The sequence below is a fragment of the Acinetobacter sp. genome, from assembly GCF_036659555.1.
Taxonomy (GTDB): Bacteria; Pseudomonadota; Gammaproteobacteria; order Pseudomonadales; family Moraxellaceae; genus Acinetobacter.
Genome location: NZ_JAVXCI010000007.1, coordinates 3,670 through 19,285, shown reverse-complemented (window position 1 = coordinate 19,285; position 15,616 = coordinate 3,670). Strand labels below are relative to the sequence as shown.

Genomic DNA, 15,616 nt, shown 5'->3' with positions numbered 1-15,616 from the left:
GCAGCGCATTATCCATTAACAGACGGATAAGGCTCTGCTATATTCTGCCGGGAGAATCCGCATCAGGGCAAACTATTTGGCTACTCCTTTTTGGTATAACGCAGCACTTGCAATCATTAAGCCTTTGTATCAATGGCGCATTAAAAAGCGCGCCGCCAGTCCGGAGCAATACCAGCAAGAATGCCTTGAGCGTTTCGGCCCGTTTCAGCCGGCTAAAAATCTGCACGCCATCTGGTTTCATGCTGTTTCTGTGGGCGAAACCAATGCCGCCCAGCCGCTGATTGAGCATTACCTGCAGGCAGGCCATCCGGTTCTGGTGACCAATACCACCAAGACCGGGCAGGCGCGTGCTAAATTCTTATTTTTAAAAGCGCCGTATGAAGCTTTATTTCAGGCGGTGTACCTGCCGGCCGATCAGAAGCAGCTGGCCGGCAGCTTTATTGAAAAATATCAGCCTAAGCTGCTGGCGCTGGTCGAAACCGAGCTGTGGCCGAACTTAATTGATCAGGCCCGCAAGCTGAATGTGCCCCGCATCCTGATTAATGCGCGCCTGTCGGAAAAGTCGGCCGCCGGCTACGGCAAAGTGCCGGGCTTGACCCGGCCGATGCTGCAGGGGCTGAATCAGCTGCTGGCGCAGGATCAGGCGGCGCTGTCGCGGTTTATTGCGCTGGGCGCCAATCCGGCGCAGAGCCAGGTGGTCGGCAGCATTAAATTTGACATACAGGCGCCAGCGCATTTTGTGCAGCAGGCTGAGCAGCTGCAGCGGGACTGGCTGCTGGCGGGCCGTAAAATCATCACCATTGCCAGCACGCATGCGCCGGAAGAGCGCCTCCTGCTGGAGGCGCTGCAGCCGCAGCTGCAGCAGCATCCTGAGCTGCTGTGCATTGTGGCGCCGCGCCATCCGGAGCGTTTTGACGCAGTATTTGCCGAAGCGCAGAAGCTGGGCCTCAGCGCGCAGCGGCGCAGCTTGGGGCAGCGCATTCAGCCGCAGACGCAAGTATATTTGGCCGATAGCATGGGTGAACTGTGGCTGTGGTATGCCCTGAGCCAGGCCTGTTTTGTCGGCGGTTCGCTGAATGCACCGGGCGGCGGGCATAATGTGCTGGAGCCGATCGCCCTGAATGTGGCGACAGCGGTTGGGCCGAATTATTTCAATTTTCAGGCCATTATTGATGAATTTGCGCAGGCCGATGCGCTGTGCGTGGCGGCGGATGCTGAGCAGGCCGTGCAGCAGCTGCTGAATTTTGTTTTTGCGCCGGCAGCGGCTGCGAAAATGAATGCGCAGGCGCAGGCCATCCTGCGCAAGAATCAGGGCTCGCTGCAGAAGCATATTGCGCTGATTGACCAGTATCTGTGATGAAGCGCCTGCTTTTGCCCTTTAATTATTTAACCGCTGAAGCTTATGAATATTGTCCTGCTTGACCCGCGCCAGACCCAGTCAGAGGTTTGGAGCATCAGTTCCCGGCGCCAGCTGGAGCATCTGCGCACCCATGTCAATGTGCAGGCCGGCGACACCCTGAAAGTCGGGGTGCGCGAAGGCGGGCGCTATCTGGCCGAAGTCATTGCCGTGGCGGAGCAGGGCATTCAGCTCAGGCCGATCCGGGAAGAGGCTGTTCCGGCCAAGCTGCCGGTGACTTTAATTGTGGCCCTGCCGCGCCCCAAAGTGCTGCGCCGCCTGATTATGGACAGCGTGACGCTGGGCGTGGAGAAAATCATTCTGCTGCACAGTTACCGGGTGGATAAAAGCTACTGGCAGACGCCGTTCCTGCAGCAGCTGGATCATTATGTGGATTTGGGGCTGGAACAGGCGGGTGACACCGCAGCGCCGGAAATCCAGCTGCATAAGCGCTTTAAGCCTTTTGCCGAGGATGTCTTGCCGGCAATCGCAGCGGCGCATCCGGCCTATGCCGCCCATCCCTATGCGGCGGAAAAAATGCCCTCCGGCATTGCCCATCCCTGCAGCATTGTGATTGGCCCGGAAGGCGGCTTCATTCCCTATGAAATTGACCTGCTGATTGAAAACGGCTGCCGGGCCGTCAGCCTGGGCAGCCGCATTATCCGCACCGAAACGGTGATTCCTTATGTGCTGGGGCGCCTATTCAGCGGCTGAGCCGGCATCGGCTGCGCTGCGGATGATTTTCACTTCCTGCACCGGATAGGGAATAGATACGCCGTTTTCATTGAAGGCCTGAATCACACGTTCCTGAATGGCGCTGATTGAGCCGGAGATGGTGGTTTCCGAAGTGTTGATCCACCAGCGCACGGTCAGGTTGACTGAGAAATCCGCCAGCGCGCTGACGTTGACACTGAAGCCGGGCTGGCTGAGAATGGCCGGATCGCGGTCCAGAATGCTCATCACAATTTCTTTGGCTTTCTGCACATCATCTTCATAGCCGATGCCGACCGCAAATTCGCAGCGCCGGCGCGGATAGGCGGTATTGACCGTGACCGCGCTGGTGTAAACCGTGGCGTTCGGAATCACAATGCGCCGGCCGTCCGGCGAGCGCAGGAAGGTGGCGCGGATCTGAATGTCTTCCACCGTGCCTTCCATGCCGGACACAATAATATCATCGCCGATTTTGAACGGCTCGCTGAGCAGGATTAAAATGCCGGACAGCAGGTTCTGGAAAATATCCTTGAAGGCGAAACCGATGGCCACCGAGCCGATGCCCAGCGCGCTCATCAGCTGGCCGGGGGTGAAGCCGGGAATGGCAATCACCATGGCGATCAGGAAGCCGATAAACATAATCGCTGAACTGCCGACGCGGTTCAGCACCAGCACCAGATTCTGCTTGGTATAGGAGCGGTCGGCCAGGGTTTTGCGGACAAAAAACTTGAACAGCTTGGACAGCAGCAGGAAGACCGCAAAAACGATCAGGGCGATGCAGAGGTAGGGAACGCGCTCCCAGAATGCAGCGGCGAATTTATCAATGGTGCTGTAGGCGTCATTGTATTTTGCAGTATGCGCAATCACAGTCTGCGCGGTTTTTTCAGTCGCTTCCTGCAAAAGCTGCGTGGTGCCTTGGGTGACATCAGTCAGGGCATTGTCTTTTTCAGCCACGGGTGTTCCGGATAATAGTCAAAGTAATTTTGCGCTATTCTGCCTGAAAAGACGCTGAACTTTAAGCGGCAAAATGCTGCGGAGCGGCTGGCTGTATGAAAATGCGCTGCCCGGATACCGAAACTAGACAGGATGCTGTTGAATTCGGCCCCAAGCCTATGTTTTAAATAGGATGATCAAAATACGACCAAAGCAGGGTTGCGGCGCTTAAAAAATAGCCCTAATACTGGAGCTATGCGGAAAATATAAAACCAAGAACGTGGCATGGCATCTCGCGATGAGATGGAAAAAACAAGGAAGCAGCATTATGAATGAAATCTATCCTGTACCTGAAAGCTTTAAAAAAACCGCGCGCATTTCCGAGGCGGACTACTTCGAACGCTATAAAAAATCTGTGGAGCAGCCGGATGAATTCTGGGCCGAGCAGGCGCAGAAACTGGACTGGATTAAGCCGTTCAGCCAAGTCAAAAATACCAGCTTTAATCCAGACGACTTCAAAATAGAATGGTTTGCCGATGGCCAGCTGAATGTCAGCGCCAACTGCCTGGACCGGCATTTAAAGGAGCATCCGCATAAGCCGGCAATTATCTGGGAAGGCGACCATCCTTCGCGGCATAAAATCATTTCCTTTGAAGAGCTGCATGATGAAACCTGCCGCTTTGCCAATGTGCTGAAAAAGCATGGCGTGGGCAAAGGCGACCGCGTGGTGCTGTACATGCCGATGGTTTCTGAAGCGGCCATCGCCATGCTGGCCTGCACCCGCATCGGCGCGGTGCATTGCGTGGTGTTTGGCGGATTTTCACCGGATTCGCTGGCCAGCCGGATTGAAGACAGCCAGGCCAAAATGGTCATCACCGCTGATTCAGGCATGCGCGGCGGCAAGCCGATTCTGCTGAAAGCCAATGTCGATGAGGCGCTGAAGGCCGCCGGAACTGAGTCGGTGCAGACGGTGATGGTGGTGCACCGCACCGGCAACCCGATTGAAATGCAGGCCGGGCGCGACCTGTGGTACCACATGGAAATCATGTCAGTGAACGATATTTGCCCGCCTGAGCCGATGGATGCGGAAGATCCGCTGTTCATCCTGTACACCTCCGGCTCGACCGGCAAGCCCAAAGGCGTGCTGCATAGCACCGGCGGCTACCTGACCTATGTCAACTGCACCTTCCGCGAAGTATTTGACTTAAAGCAGGACGATGTGTTCTGGTGCACCGCCGATGTCGGCTGGATTACCGGGCATTCCTATGTGCTGTACGGCCCGCTGTCAAATGGCGCCACCACGCTGATGTTTGAAGGCGTGCCGCAGTATCCGTCATGGGCGCGCACCGGGCATATAGTCGACAAGCACAATGTCAGCATTCTGTATACCGCGCCGACGGCGATCCGCGCCATGATGCGCGAAGGCGACGCCTTTGTGCGGGAAAGCGACCGCAGCAGCCTGCGCCTGCTCGGCTCGGTCGGCGAGCCGATCAACCCTGAAGCCTGGAACTGGTATTACACCGTGGTGGGCGAGGGCCGCTGCCCGATTGTCGATACCTGGTGGCAGACGGAAACCGGCGGCTTCATGATTACCCCGCTTCCGGGCGCGACCGCCCTTAAGCCCGGTTCGGCAACCCGGCCATTTTTCGGCGTGCAGCCGGCGATCGTCGATGCCGAAGGCCGGGAGCTGGAGGGCGCAGCCGAAGGCAATCTGGTGATTAAGGATTCCTGGCCGGGGCAGATGCGCACTATTTGGGGCGATCCTGCGCGCTTTATCGAGGCGTATTTTTCGACTTATCCCGGCAGCTACTTTACCGGTGACGGCGCGCGCCGCGATGCCGACGGCTATTACTGGATCACCGGCCGCGTTGATGATGTGCTGAATGTCGCCGGCCACCGCTTGGGCACGGCGGAAATTGAAAGCGCCCTGGTGGCGCATCCGCAGGTTGCTGAAGCGGCTGTGGTCGGCATGCCGCATGAGATTAAGGGCCAGGGCATTTGCGCCTTTGTCACGCTGCAGGCCGGCGCGGCCGAATCCGAAGCGCTGCGCGCAGAGCTGGCGGCGTGGGTGCGCAAGATTTTAGGCCCGGTGGCGGCGCCGGATGCGCTGCACTGGGCGCCGGCCCTGCCGAAAACCCGCTCCGGAAAAATCATGCGCCGCATTTTAAGGAAGATCGCCGCCGATGAGCTGGACAGCCTGGGCGACATCTCGACCCTGGCTGAGCCGCAGGTGGTGGAGCATTTGATTGTGACGGTCTATCCGGGGCGCTGAAGGCGGGTTTGCCGGCCGCCGCCTGAATATCCGGTGGGGCTTTGGGCTTGGCTCAGCTGCCGGAAGCCGATCAGGCTGAACAGGGAGGCCGTGCGGACCGCATTCAATCCATGAAAAAGCCCAATCCAGGCGGATTGGGCTTTTTATTAAGGCTTAAATCAATGCTTTAAAGCTGAAATAAAACATCATCTCAGGCCCGGCGCTGCTTTAGGCAAGCGCCGGGCTTTGCTGCGCCGGAACCTGGGCTATTTCAGCAGCAGGCTTGCGGCCAGCCCAGCGGCGGCGCAGGCGGCAATCACATGAATTACATTCTGCTTATAGCGGAACAGCGCGATGGCGGCGGCAAGGGCAATGGCGGCGGAGATCCAGTCAAAATTGCCCTCAAAGCCCTTTGGCCAAAGCACATGATAGCCGAAGAACAGCGCCAGATTTAAAATCACCCCGACCACCGCCGCGGTAATGGCGGTGAGCGGCGCGGTAAATTTCAGGTCGTTATGCGTTGACTCAATCAATGGGCCGCCGGCGAAAATAAACAGGAAAGACGGCAGGAAGGTGAACCAGGTGACAATCACGGCCGCCGCCGCCCCGGCTAAAAACAGCTGTTCTGGGCCGAAAACCGCCTGGGTATAGCCGCCGATAAAGCCGGCAAAGGCCACCACCATAATCAGCGGGCCGGGCGTGGTTTCCCCTAAAGCCAGGCCGTCAATCATCTGCGCCGGGCTGAGCCAGCCATAGTGGCTGACCGCGCCCTGATAGACATAAGGCAGCACCGCATAGGCGCCGCCGAAGGTCAGCAGCGCCGCCTTGGTGAAGAACCAGGCCATTTGGGTAAAAGGGTGCTCCCAGCCGCAGGCGGCGGTTAAAAGGCCAATCGGCGTGGCCCATAAGGCCAGCCCCGCCAGCAGCAGGGCGGCTAAGCTGCGCCAGCGGAACCGGGCATGCGCCGGCGCAGGCGTATCATCATCAATAAGCGCGCGCGCAGCGGATGCCTTGCCCTGGCCATGCGCAGCGTCGAGCTGGAAAAGCTGCGGAGCCAGCTTGCTCCCGGCATAGCCCAGCATGGCTGCGCCCAGCACAATCAGCGGGAAAGGCGCATTGAACGCAAAAATCGCCGTAAAAGAGGCGGCGGCGATGGCCCAAAGCGCTTTATTCTTTAAGGAGCGCGTGCCAATGCGGTGGGCCGCATGAAATACAATCGCGGTCACCGCAGGCTTAATGCCGTAGAACAGCCCAGCCACCCAGCTGAGGTGGCCAAAGGCGATATACAGCCAGGATAAAAAGATCAGAATCAGCAGCGAGGGCAGGACAAACAGCACCCCGGCTGCAATGCCGCCGGGCGTGCGGTGCATCAGCCAGCCAATGTAAATGGCCAGCTGCTGGGCTTCAGGGCCGGGCAGCAGCATGCAGTAATTCAGCGCGTGCAGGAAGCGCTTTTCCGAGATCCAGCGCTTCTGCTCCACCAGCTCCTGATGCATGATGGAAATTTGCCCGGCGGGCCCGCCAAAGCTGATAAAGCCCAATTTCAGCCAGAAGCGCAAGGCTTGCCGGAAGCTTACCGGCAAGGGCAAATCCGCGCTTTCCTGCGCCGGCGCATTCAGGCCTGAAGTTTCATTCATGCGCTTTCCCTCTGAAAATTGGCCAGCAGGCCGTCAAAAACATGGCTGGCCAGCAGCAGAAGCTGGTCATCATCGCTGATGGCGCTGCGCAGCCCCTGCAGCACGCCTTCAACACCGGTGGCTTCTGCAGGCTGAACGCCGCCGATATCTAAAAAATGCACAATATGAGCGAGGCGCTGTAAGGCCGGCGTTTCCAGCGCAAAGCTGCGCATCAGCACCTCAAAGGTCACGCAGTCTCCGACATGGCTGAAGGCTGCGCCGTCAAAATCAAAGCCTAGCGCATCCGCGGGGCAATCCTGCGGCGCGCTGAGCCAGAGAATTTCGGCAGCCGGGTCAATCAGGCGCCGAATCAGCCAGGCTGAAGCCAGCCTGTCGGCCCATGGGCGCTGCCGTGTGGCCCAGCGCCGGCCCTGAAAATCCGCCAGATTCAGCGCAGCGATGCTGCCCTGCATAAAGGCCGGCTCATCCGGCGCTCCCAGCCGGGCGATGCTCCGGTCCAGTTCAGCCAGTTCATGGCTGACCTGCTGCTGCGGCGCTTCTGGGAAAAAATCGATGGCAATCAGGCTTTCCAGTTCCTTCCGGAGCTTGCGGGCCTGCTTTAAGGCCCGGTCTTTTTGATCTTCCGCCAGCTCCCGGCGCAGGCGCGTGATCCGGGCGGACAGCGCTGCAAATTCTGCACTGCGGCTGAACAGGCCTGACAGCGCTAAATCCGGCGGTGGTTCAGCCTGAAACACATAGGCGGTTCCATCGCCGGCGGCGGCTTCATCCTGAATGGACTTGAACACGGCAAAGCTGCCGCCTGTGTCCGGCAAGGCATATACGCCGTCGCGCAGCGCAGCTGAGCCGCAGTTTTTCAGGGCGCGCCAGATCCGCATCCGCGCTGCGGCGTTTTGCGTCGGCAATGAAAGAATCAGAATCAGGTATTTCATTTGTAGAGTTTTCTACATAAAAGTAATGGTTATTACATTAATGTTGCCACGCGCAGCAGTAAAGTTCAATTTATGCAAAGCATATTCCTGGCGCGCATAAGGCCGGGCGCATTATCTAAAGTGGCATAGCTTTGCAGCGCGCGCTTGCTGTATGTTAAACCGGTCCAGTTTTCAGTTTAATGAATTATGATGAACCTGATTGAACACCAGCCGCATTTTTGGGAACTTTATCAAGATTTTGAACGCTATTATTTAAGCATTGCGGTGGATATGAGCTCGGTGGTGTCCTGCTGGGACTTAGCCTTGACTCAGGATGAAATTTTAGCTTATGAGCACCGGGGCCGCGCCAGCATTCAGGAGCTTGCAAAAGCCATGGTGGCTGCCGCCTATAAAGGGGACTTTGCAGATATGGAAAGCCGCCTGGTTAAGCCCTATGAACGGCAGGCGATGCAGGCGGCCTTTAAAGTGTGGCAGGACAGCCGCAGGCCTTAGCCGCGGCTTATGCGCCAAGCGGATGGATTGAAAACCCGCCATTGCCGGCAATTCTGACCTGAAAGATTTCATCAAAGCCTTCATCCAGGCTGGGCATTTGCAGCTTTTTATAGGTGGCGCGGACGCCGGCTTCCGGAATATTGGCTTTGCCTTGGCGCTGGCGGTTTCTGGCCAAAGCGCTGCTTAAATCGGTGTCAAAATAATAGGCAATCACTGCAAAGCCGGCCTGTTTCGCGCGCTGCATATAGCGCGCCCGCGCTTCACGGTCAGGGTTGGTGTTGTCAATCACCATTCTGGTTTTGGAAGCCAAAGCCGCTTCAAAGATCATGCTTTCACGGTGGCGGGTTTTCAGCATGTCTAAATTAATGCGCAAATGCGTGCTGTAAAAATAAGACTGATAGAACGTTGATTTTCCGGACGCTTGAATGCCGGTAAAAATAATCAGCTGCATGGCGGAATCGGGGTGGGCTGCGCTTGGGGCATTAAAGCATGCGGCGGACTGTTCTGCAATTTCATCCTGCTGACAGCGCTGCCGGCCATGCACAGGCCCAAGCGCGGCCGGGGATTAAGAGTCCTTGGCGGATTCAGCGCCATCATTGCCGCTTTGAATCAGCATGCTGGCCAATTTAAGCATTTCAGACTGAATCGAGCCGATCTGCTGTTCAATTTGCTTAAAATCGGCTGGGCTGAAGCCGGCCTGGCCATTCAGCAAGGGCGAAGCCAGCGCCTGTTCATTGGCCGCCAGCAGCTTCTGGCGGATGCCGGAAATTTCCTGCGTTGTTAAATTCACGCTGTTCAGCGCCTGATTGAAGCCTTGCAGCTGCTGCTGCAGCTCGGCCGCTACCTGCTGCAGTTTGGCATGATCCTGCTGATCCAGCGCGGCCTGCAGCTCGCTTTTGCTCTGCTGCAGCTGTTCAGCATAGCTGCCGGCTTTCAGCTGCAGGTCGGCCACGTCGCGGATCATGTACAGCATGCTGCCGTTTTTCAGTTCAGCCTGAGGCGCCGCCGCTTCCGCTGCCGGAGCAGACTGCCGGCCTTCGCTTTCCTGAGCATCGGCCTGGACGGCCTGTTCGCAGCCCAGCAGCGCCATGCCGGCCGCAAAAATGCCGAAAGGGAGCAGCGCGCCTTGCAGGAATTTTTTCATATCTTCAGTCTGTCTCTGTATGCCTGATGTCTTGAAAATTAATATAGGGGCGGAATGTGAATTAAAAATAGATTGCTGCAAAGCAGCAACAAAAATGGCAATAAAAAGAGCGCCTAAGCGCTCTCCGGGTGTTATTCCTCTGTTTCTTTTCTGGATTATTTCGCCAGTTCAGCGCTGATGGCGCCGGCAATGCGCGGGTCATCGGCCGTGATATCCGGCGCAAAGCGGGCGACAATCTCGCCGTTTTTATTCACCAGGAATTTTTCAAAGTTCCACAGCACTTCAGGCGGCTCATTCGGGGTTAAGCCGTAGTCAATCAGGTCCTGCTTCCACGGGCCTTCACCGGCGCGTTCCGGAATGGCGCGGGTCAGCGCCTGATACAGCGGGTGCTTGTCAGCGCCGGCCACGGAAATTTTAGCGAATAAGGGGAAATCCACCTGATAATTCAGCGAGCAGAACTGCTGAATTTCCTCATCTGAACCGGGTTCCTGCTCCAGGAAGTTGTTGGCTGGAAAGCCTAAAATTTCCAGGCCTTCAGCTTTTTTCTCATCATAGAGTTTTTTCAGGCCTTCATACTGCGGCGTTAGGCCGCATTTGGAAGCAACGTTGACAATCAGCAGCGCTTTGCCCTGATACTGATTCAGTGTGGTTTCTTTGCCGTCAATGGTCTTGACTGGAATGTTGTATACAGAGGCTGCCATGAAAATACTCGGATTATTGATGATTTGACTGAATGTTTTAGCTGGAAACAGCGGCGGCGGCAAGCGCCGGCGGGCCGGGTTTTGCTAATTTTTGTATGCCGCTTTGATAAAGCCGCCCGCCATGCGGCTTTGGCCACTTAGATCTGTGAACTTTTTTGGCATGGTTATGGCTGCCGCCGGGGCAATTTTGGCGCAGCGCAGGATTTCAGCTGCGCCGGCGTTTGCCCTGTATAGCGCTTGAAGAATTCAATAAAATTGGAGCTGTGCTGATAGCCGAGTTCAGCTGCCAGCACTTTAATTGAAATGCCCTGGCGCAGCTGCGCCGCAGCATACAGGATTTTGGCGCGGCTGCGCCATTCGGACAGGCTCAGCTGTAGTTCCGCCTGGCTGAGCCGCAGCAGCTGGCGCTCGCTGAGCGCGCAGCGCGCTAAAATCTGCTGCAGGCTTTTCGTGAACAGCGCGGGCGCAGCCAGATCCGCCAGAATCGGCTGCAGCACGGCATGGCGCGACTGCGGCAGGTAATGGTCATGCTTTGGCGCGGCCTGCAGCTGATCCAGCACCATCTGCAGCGCATGGCGGTAATGGCTTAAGCAGCCCTGCTGCCGGAGCTGGAGCGTTTCCTGAATCAGCTGCCGGAAGAAGGGGGAAATGCTCAGCACTTCCGCCTGCGCGGAAAAGCCCAGGCAGAGCGCGGGATCAAGGCGCACCGCAACATAGTGGGTGGTGCGCTCATCCAGCGCAACCGAGTGATGGGCGGTATGCGGCGGCAGCCACAGCCCGTAGCTGGGCGGCGACCAGTGAATCTGCCCTGCAACCTCATATTCCAGAATTCCGTTCAGGCAGAAGTTGAAATCTCCCCACAGCCCGCTGTGCGGATAGATGACATCATCCTTTTCGTAGAAAAGCTCGGTAATTTCTATCCGCTGCTCCAGGCCTGCAGTCATTCCGTACCGCTCCGCATCAGCTATTGCCCGGCCATGTCGGCGATGCAATACATTTGTCTGAAAATCAATATTTAATTTATATCGGACATTGCGCAGAATGTCTGCTGGCATTGCGTAAAGAGTGAAATGATGGAACTGAACCCTAAAATGGCCAAATGGGCGGCCGCGCTGCCGCTGACCGCGGTGTTCATCTGGTCGCTGAATATTGCGGTGACGCGCTATGTGGCGGAATTTATTTCCCCGGTCAGCATCAGCTTTTACCGCTGGCTGATCGCGTTTGCCTTGCTGACGCCGTTTATGCTGCCGCAGCTGCTGCGCCAGCGCGCGCTGGTGCTGGTGCACTGGAAGCAGCTGGCGGTTTTGGCCGCCTTCGGCATGGTGCTGTATCAGGGGCTGAGCTACAGCGCCGCGCATTATACCAGCGCAACCAATATGGGCATTATCAATGCGTTTATTCCGGTATTCACCATTTTGGTGTCGATTTTCATCTTAAAGGAATGGCCCAGCCGCTTTGCGCTGGCGGGCTGCCTGATTTCCTTTCTGGGCCTGCTGCTGGTGATTGCAAAGGGCAATTTTGCCAATTTTCTGGCGCTGGGCGGGCATTCCGGCGACATCATCATGGTGGCGGCGGTGTTCTTTTACGCCTTTTACGGGGTATTTCTGAAAAAATGGCAGCTGCAGATTCCCCTGTTCATCAGCCTGTATGTGCAGATCTTTTTTGCGCTGCTGTACCATTTGCCTTTTGTCATCTGGCTTGGCCTGGACGGCATCAATGCGCAGAATGGCTGGAGCGTCCTGTATGCCGGCATTTTCCCGTCATTGGCCGCGCCACTGGTCTGGATGATGGCGGTGCAGCAGCTGGGGCCGAACCGGACCAGCATTTTCATGAATTTAATGCCTATTTTTACCGCCGTGATGGCCTATTTCTGGCTGGCGGAGCAGTGGAGCATTTACCACAGCATCGGCACGGCGCTGGCCATTGCGGGCGTGCTGCTGGCGCAGAAAAAGCCGGCGCTGCGCCGCGGAATTGCAGAATAAGTTAAGGATAAGCACAATAGATAAAATATTTTTTTATCAAATATAGCTTTTATTTATTAAATATCATGGCTCCATATAGACGAATAAAATCTTTGTTTTCTGAGAAAATGATCAAAAATAGGAAGATATATTTAATAAAATACTGTTTTTTATCTTTAATTAATATTTGAAGGATTTATATTAATAGGAAATATCTATTTGTCTAATCAGGCGCTTTGCCGCATAATGAGCGCTCTGAAAATGATGAAGAAATTCTTAATAATTTCTTGCCCGTTTTCTCAGAGATTTAAGACCCTCTGGATGTGATTTATGCACATCCTTTTTTATGCTCAGCCATCCCTATATGGCTGAGCTTTTTTTTGCCCGGATTCAGCGTCCGGCAGTCTGGCCAGCCCGCGCCTAGGCGCGGATCACTTCGCCGGTTTCAGCATCAATGATGCGGCTGGGCTGCTGGCTGAGGCCAAGATCGCCGTTCAGGTAATGCAGTTCAGCGCCAAAATACCGGCTGGCTTCCTGCAGCGAGCGTGCCGGCTCAAGGCCGGCCGGATTGGCGCTGGTTGAAACAATAAAGCCGTTAAAAGCGTGGCATAAGGCTGCGCAAAGCGAGTGCGCCGTGACCCGGACGGCGACTTTCGGGTGGCTGCCTTTAATCCAGCCGGGAATCTCCTCGCCTGCCGGCAGCAGCCATGTGGTGGCGCGCTCTGTCGGCGCGCGCCCGCTCCATGATTCAATCACTTTCTGGCGCATTTCAGGGCTGAGCACAGCCAGCAGATGCTCGACCTGCGCAATATGGGCGGCCAGCAGGATGACGCCTTTTTCAACCGGGCGCTGCTTCAAGCTTAAAATTTCACGGAATGCATTTTCGTTGAAGGGGTCACAGCCTAAGCCCCAAACAGCCTCTGTAGGATAGGCCAGAACCTGGCCTTGTTTCAGGCAGGCCGCTGCTTCGGCAACAGAGGTGGTAATCATGGAGCGTGTACCTTATGCGGATTCAGTGAAAAGCTATTGTGAACCTTATTTGCCCGCACGGCAACGCAGATAGCAGCCGGCCTGCTGCAGGGCAAGGCCCAGCAGCTCCAGTTCCATCAGCTGCGCGGTCAGAGCCGGGGCATCCCGCTGCGTGCGCTGCGCCAGCTGGTCCAAAGTCTGGCCTGTCCAGTCCAGCAGCTGATGCAGCTCCTGCAGATGTTCAGGAACATTGAGTTCTTCCGCAGCGGCGGGCTGCTGTGCAGTCTGCAGCTGCGCCGCCTGCCATTGCGCCGGCAGCGCCAAATCTTCAACAGCCTGCTGCGGATGGTCAATCAGGATGGCGCCTTCGCGGATCAGCTGATGGCAGCCTTGATGAAATTCGCCGTAAATATGGCCGGGAATGGCAAAAACCGCTTTGCCTTGTTCGGCAGCGGTCTTTGCTGTGATCAGGGAGCCGCTTTTCAAGCCGGCTTCGGCGACAATCACGCCAAGGCTCAGCCCGCTGACCATGCGGTTGCGGCGCGGGAAATGATGCTGCAGGGGCGGGGTTTGGGGCAGGAATTCGCTGATGACGGCGCCGCCGCGCTCCTGAATGTCCCGCCTTAAGCCCTGATGCTGCGGCGGATAGGTCTGATCCAGCCCTGTGCCCATCACGGCGATGGTGCGCCGGTGCTTCAGCGCGGCTTGATGAGCGGCCTGATCAATGCCTTGCGCCAGGCCGCTGCTGATGTAAAAGCCCTGTTCGCTTAAATAGAAAGCAAAGTCGTAGGCGGTCTGGCAGCCGTGCGGGCTGGGCTTGCGGCTGCCGACAATGGCAATCTGGGGCTGCAGCAAAGCTTGCGCATTGCCCTGGCCGAAAATCACCGGCGGCCTGTCGCCATAGGGGAGCAGCTGCTGCGGATAATCCGGATCGGCGCAGGTCAGCACAAAGTCGCTCTGCTGCTGGATCTGCTGCAGGCAGTGCTGAAATTTCTGCCGGCCTTGCGCCGTATGGAATTCCTGAAAGCGCTGCAGATGGCTTTTATGCAGGCCTAAAGCCTGCCAAACCGGCAATTGGCCGGCCTGCAGCGCATCGGCAAGCCTGGGGTAATGCGCCTGAATTTTGCAGAAGCTGGACAGCGAATGCTGAACCAGATGCCACAAGGTAATTGTTTCAATTTGCGCTTGTGATAACGGATTCAGCATACAGGCCGCCTAGCTCAGGTCATTCATCCAAAAGCGGCGGCTGAATGCCTGCGCCTACTTTAATCGGCAATTCGCTGTCCAGCACATAGGCATAGCTCAGGTTGTCAAAAGTTTTGAACACCATAACGCTGCCGATGCGCTGGCCCGGAAGCTGAATGCGCTCTTTGGTTTTCGGGTCGGTAACGGTTTCGCCTTTCTGGTTCACGCTGAAGACATGGCCGGTTTGCACGCCGTGAAGCGTGCCGCGGTCAATAGTCACCACGCTGTGCGCGGCTGCCGTGCCGATAGAGCCGAGCACGCGGACAATGCTGCCGCCTGCGGCGATGTTTTCAGCATGGGTCGGGTAGAACAGGGTCGGCAGCATCGGGTCATATTCAGGCAGCACACGGTCGCCGCGGCGGACTTCGCCGCTGTAGGTGCTGGTCAGTTCCAGCGTAGTGATGTCATTTTCACCGCGCACTGCAACGCCGGAGGCAACCTGAGTCAATTCAAGGCCGGCATTGTATTTTTTGCCTTTTGCATCGCTAAACATATACGGTTCGCCTTCACGGTAAACTGCATAGCGCTGGCCTACCTCCATGCCGCTGCCGCGCGCATAAACAGTCTGGCCTTTAGCCGCCAGCACGCGCTGATCTGCCGTGCCTAAAATGTATGGCGTGCCCTGCAGCGCATCTGGCGCAATCACCATGCTGCGTTCCAGCCACTGTTTAATGTATTCCAGCGGAATGACCGGAATCGCATTGTTCAGTGACTCAATGCGCACCTGCGGCTGCAGCTTGGTGCCGCCGGTATAGCGGCGGATGATGCCTTCACAGCCGTCGCCTTCATCTTTGCCGATAATCGGCTGGCCATTGTAGGTGCACATCAGCAGGCGGTCGCCGGGGAAAATCCAGTGCGGGTTTTTCACATGCTTGTTGCTGGCCCAGATTTCAGGCCAGCGCACCGGGTTTTTTAGGAATCTTTTGGAAATATCCCACAAAGTGTCGCCTTTTTTCACCACATAAACTTGCGGCGCTCCGGCTTTCAAGGCTGGCGGATTAATGTTGCGGGCAGGAGCTGCTTCAGCAATGCTGGCGAGGCCAGCCCCAATGCTTACACAGACGGCAAGCGCCAATAATTGTTTTTTAAACCCCAAGGCACTAAAAGTCGGCATGCCCTTCAAAACCTTTTTCATTATCATAATTCCTAAAATTATGTATGCAGTTGCGTTATAATAACGATACTACACACAATTTTTTGATGAAGCATTCCTTCATTTTGTTTTTTGATCAATGGCATAAGTGAGG

15 protein-coding genes are annotated in these 15,616 nt (G+C 56.4%); 5 read left to right on the top strand and 10 right to left on the bottom strand.

Annotation, left to right across the window (positions count from 1 at the left end; all coding sequences use genetic code 11):
• Window positions 1-76: 76 nt before the first annotated feature.
• Window positions 77-1,357, top strand: a complete 1,281-nt coding sequence (locus RSA72_RS01865) for a 3-deoxy-D-manno-octulosonic acid transferase (RefSeq protein WP_332622169.1) — start codon at window positions 77-79, stop codon at window positions 1,355-1,357.
• A 45-nt stretch (window positions 1,358-1,402) separates the two neighbouring features.
• Window positions 1,403-2,110 (top strand): 16S rRNA (uracil(1498)-N(3))-methyltransferase, encoded by a 708-nt coding sequence (locus tag RSA72_RS01860; protein ID WP_332622170.1) that lies wholly within the window; start codon window positions 1,403-1,405, stop codon window positions 2,108-2,110.
• Here RSA72_RS01860 and RSA72_RS01855 read toward each other — a convergent pair.
• A complete protein-coding gene (locus RSA72_RS01855) occupies window positions 2,096-3,061 on the bottom strand; it encodes a mechanosensitive ion channel family protein (RefSeq protein ID WP_332622171.1) in 966 nt (321 codons plus the stop codon). The genes RSA72_RS01860 and RSA72_RS01855 overlap by 15 nt on opposite strands.
• Window positions 3,062-3,368: 307 nt before the next feature.
• Between RSA72_RS01855 and acs the strand changes: the two genes are divergently transcribed.
• The gene (gene acs / locus RSA72_RS01850) at window positions 3,369-5,312 is read left to right on the top strand and encodes an acetate--CoA ligase (RefSeq protein ID WP_332622173.1); all 1,944 of its coding nucleotides are present in this window, start codon (window positions 3,369-3,371) and stop codon (window positions 5,310-5,312) included.
• A 245-nt stretch (window positions 5,313-5,557) separates the two neighbouring features.
• Here the strand turns inward: acs and chrA are convergent, their stop codons facing one another.
• Both chrA and RSA72_RS01840 read right to left on the bottom strand, forming a co-directional pair.
• Entirely contained in the window at window positions 5,558-6,928 is a 1,371-nt protein-coding gene (gene chrA, locus RSA72_RS01845; protein ID WP_332622175.1) for a chromate efflux transporter, read from the bottom strand.
• The gene (locus tag RSA72_RS01840; RefSeq protein ID WP_332622177.1) at window positions 6,925-7,857 is read right to left on the bottom strand and encodes a chromate resistance protein ChrB domain-containing protein; all 933 of its coding nucleotides are present in this window, start codon (window positions 7,855-7,857) and stop codon (window positions 6,925-6,927) included. Before RSA72_RS01840 ends, chrA begins: the two co-directional genes overlap by 4 nt.
• A gap of 189 nt (window positions 7,858-8,046) precedes the next feature.
• On the opposite strand from RSA72_RS01840, the gene RSA72_RS01835 reads away from it, so the two are divergent.
• Complete coding sequence (locus RSA72_RS01835; RefSeq protein WP_068910325.1) at window positions 8,047-8,349, top strand: hypothetical protein; 303 nt, start codon at window positions 8,047-8,049, stop codon at window positions 8,347-8,349.
• Between the two features lie 7 nt (window positions 8,350-8,356).
• Here RSA72_RS01835 and RSA72_RS01830 read toward each other — a convergent pair whose 3' ends face one another.
• The 4 genes from RSA72_RS01830 to RSA72_RS01815 form a co-directional block, all read right to left on the bottom strand.
• Window positions 8,357-8,800 (bottom strand): AAA family ATPase, encoded by a 444-nt coding sequence (locus tag RSA72_RS01830; protein ID WP_332622188.1) that lies wholly within the window; start codon window positions 8,798-8,800, stop codon window positions 8,357-8,359.
• Window positions 8,801-8,914: 114 nt separating this feature from the next.
• Entirely contained in the window at window positions 8,915-9,493 is a 579-nt protein-coding gene (locus tag RSA72_RS01825; protein WP_332622178.1) for a hypothetical protein, read from the bottom strand.
• 155 nt (window positions 9,494-9,648) lie between these two features.
• Window positions 9,649-10,194 (bottom strand): glutathione peroxidase, encoded by a 546-nt coding sequence (locus RSA72_RS01820; protein WP_332622180.1) that lies wholly within the window; start codon window positions 10,192-10,194, stop codon window positions 9,649-9,651.
• Between the two features lie 164 nt (window positions 10,195-10,358).
• Window positions 10,359-11,138 (bottom strand): helix-turn-helix transcriptional regulator, encoded by a 780-nt coding sequence (locus tag RSA72_RS01815; protein WP_332622181.1) that lies wholly within the window; start codon window positions 11,136-11,138, stop codon window positions 10,359-10,361.
• Between the two features lie 129 nt (window positions 11,139-11,267).
• Between RSA72_RS01815 and RSA72_RS01810 the strand changes: the two genes are divergently transcribed.
• The gene (locus RSA72_RS01810; protein WP_443098268.1) at window positions 11,268-12,176 is read left to right on the top strand and encodes a DMT family transporter; all 909 of its coding nucleotides are present in this window, start codon (window positions 11,268-11,270) and stop codon (window positions 12,174-12,176) included.
• A gap of 399 nt (window positions 12,177-12,575) precedes the next feature.
• Here the strand turns inward: RSA72_RS01810 and RSA72_RS01805 are convergent, their stop codons facing one another.
• The 3 genes from RSA72_RS01805 to RSA72_RS01795 are packed head-to-tail and all read right to left on the bottom strand — an operon-like array spanning window position 12,576 to window position 15,504.
• Entirely contained in the window at window positions 12,576-13,145 is a 570-nt protein-coding gene (locus RSA72_RS01805) for an L-threonylcarbamoyladenylate synthase (protein ID WP_332622184.1), read from the bottom strand.
• A 45-nt stretch (window positions 13,146-13,190) separates the two neighbouring features.
• A complete protein-coding gene (gene dprA / locus RSA72_RS01800) occupies window positions 13,191-14,330 on the bottom strand; it encodes a DNA-processing protein DprA (protein ID WP_332622185.1) in 1,140 nt (379 codons plus the stop codon).
• 19 nt (window positions 14,331-14,349) lie between these two features.
• Window positions 14,350-15,504, bottom strand: a complete 1,155-nt coding sequence (locus RSA72_RS01795; protein ID WP_332622186.1) for a LysM peptidoglycan-binding domain-containing protein — start codon at window positions 15,502-15,504, stop codon at window positions 14,350-14,352.
• Window positions 15,505-15,616: the final 112 nt, after the last annotated feature.

What these genes read in the sequence shown, in the direction of transcription:
- RSA72_RS01860 (WP_332622170.1), top strand. Translation starts at nt 1,403, where the DNA reads ATGAATATTGTCCTGCTTGACCCGCGCCAGACCCAGTCAGAGGTTTGG.
- acs (WP_332622173.1), top strand. Translation starts at nt 3,369, where the DNA reads ATGAATGAAATCTATCCTGTACCTGAAAGCTTTAAAAAAACCGCGCGC.
- chrA (WP_332622175.1), bottom strand. Translation starts at nt 6,928, where the DNA reads ATGAATGAAACTTCAGGCCTGAATGCGCCGGCGCAGGAAAGCGCGGAT.
- RSA72_RS01840 (WP_332622177.1), bottom strand. Translation starts at nt 7,857, where the DNA reads ATGAAATACCTGATTCTGATTCTTTCATTGCCGACGCAAAACGCCGCA.
- RSA72_RS01835 (WP_068910325.1), top strand. Translation starts at nt 8,047, where the DNA reads ATGAACCTGATTGAACACCAGCCGCATTTTTGGGAACTTTATCAAGAT.
- RSA72_RS01830 (WP_332622188.1), bottom strand. Translation starts at nt 8,800, where the DNA reads ATGCAGCTGATTATTTTTACCGGCATTCAAGCGTCCGGAAAATCAACG.
- RSA72_RS01825 (WP_332622178.1), bottom strand. Translation starts at nt 9,493, where the DNA reads ATGAAAAAATTCCTGCAAGGCGCGCTGCTCCCTTTCGGCATTTTTGCG.
- RSA72_RS01820 (WP_332622180.1), bottom strand. Translation starts at nt 10,194, where the DNA reads ATGGCAGCCTCTGTATACAACATTCCAGTCAAGACCATTGACGGCAAA.
- RSA72_RS01815 (WP_332622181.1), bottom strand. Translation starts at nt 11,138, where the DNA reads ATGACTGCAGGCCTGGAGCAGCGGATAGAAATTACCGAGCTTTTCTAC.
- RSA72_RS01810 (WP_443098268.1), top strand. Translation starts at nt 11,268, where the DNA reads ATGGAACTGAACCCTAAAATGGCCAAATGGGCGGCCGCGCTGCCGCTG.
- RSA72_RS01805 (WP_332622184.1), bottom strand. Translation starts at nt 13,145, where the DNA reads ATGATTACCACCTCTGTTGCCGAAGCAGCGGCCTGCCTGAAACAAGGC.
- dprA (WP_332622185.1), bottom strand. Translation starts at nt 14,330, where the DNA reads ATGCTGAATCCGTTATCACAAGCGCAAATTGAAACAATTACCTTGTGG.
- RSA72_RS01795 (WP_332622186.1), bottom strand. Translation starts at nt 15,504, where the DNA reads ATGAAAAAGGTTTTGAAGGGCATGCCGACTTTTAGTGCCTTGGGGTTT.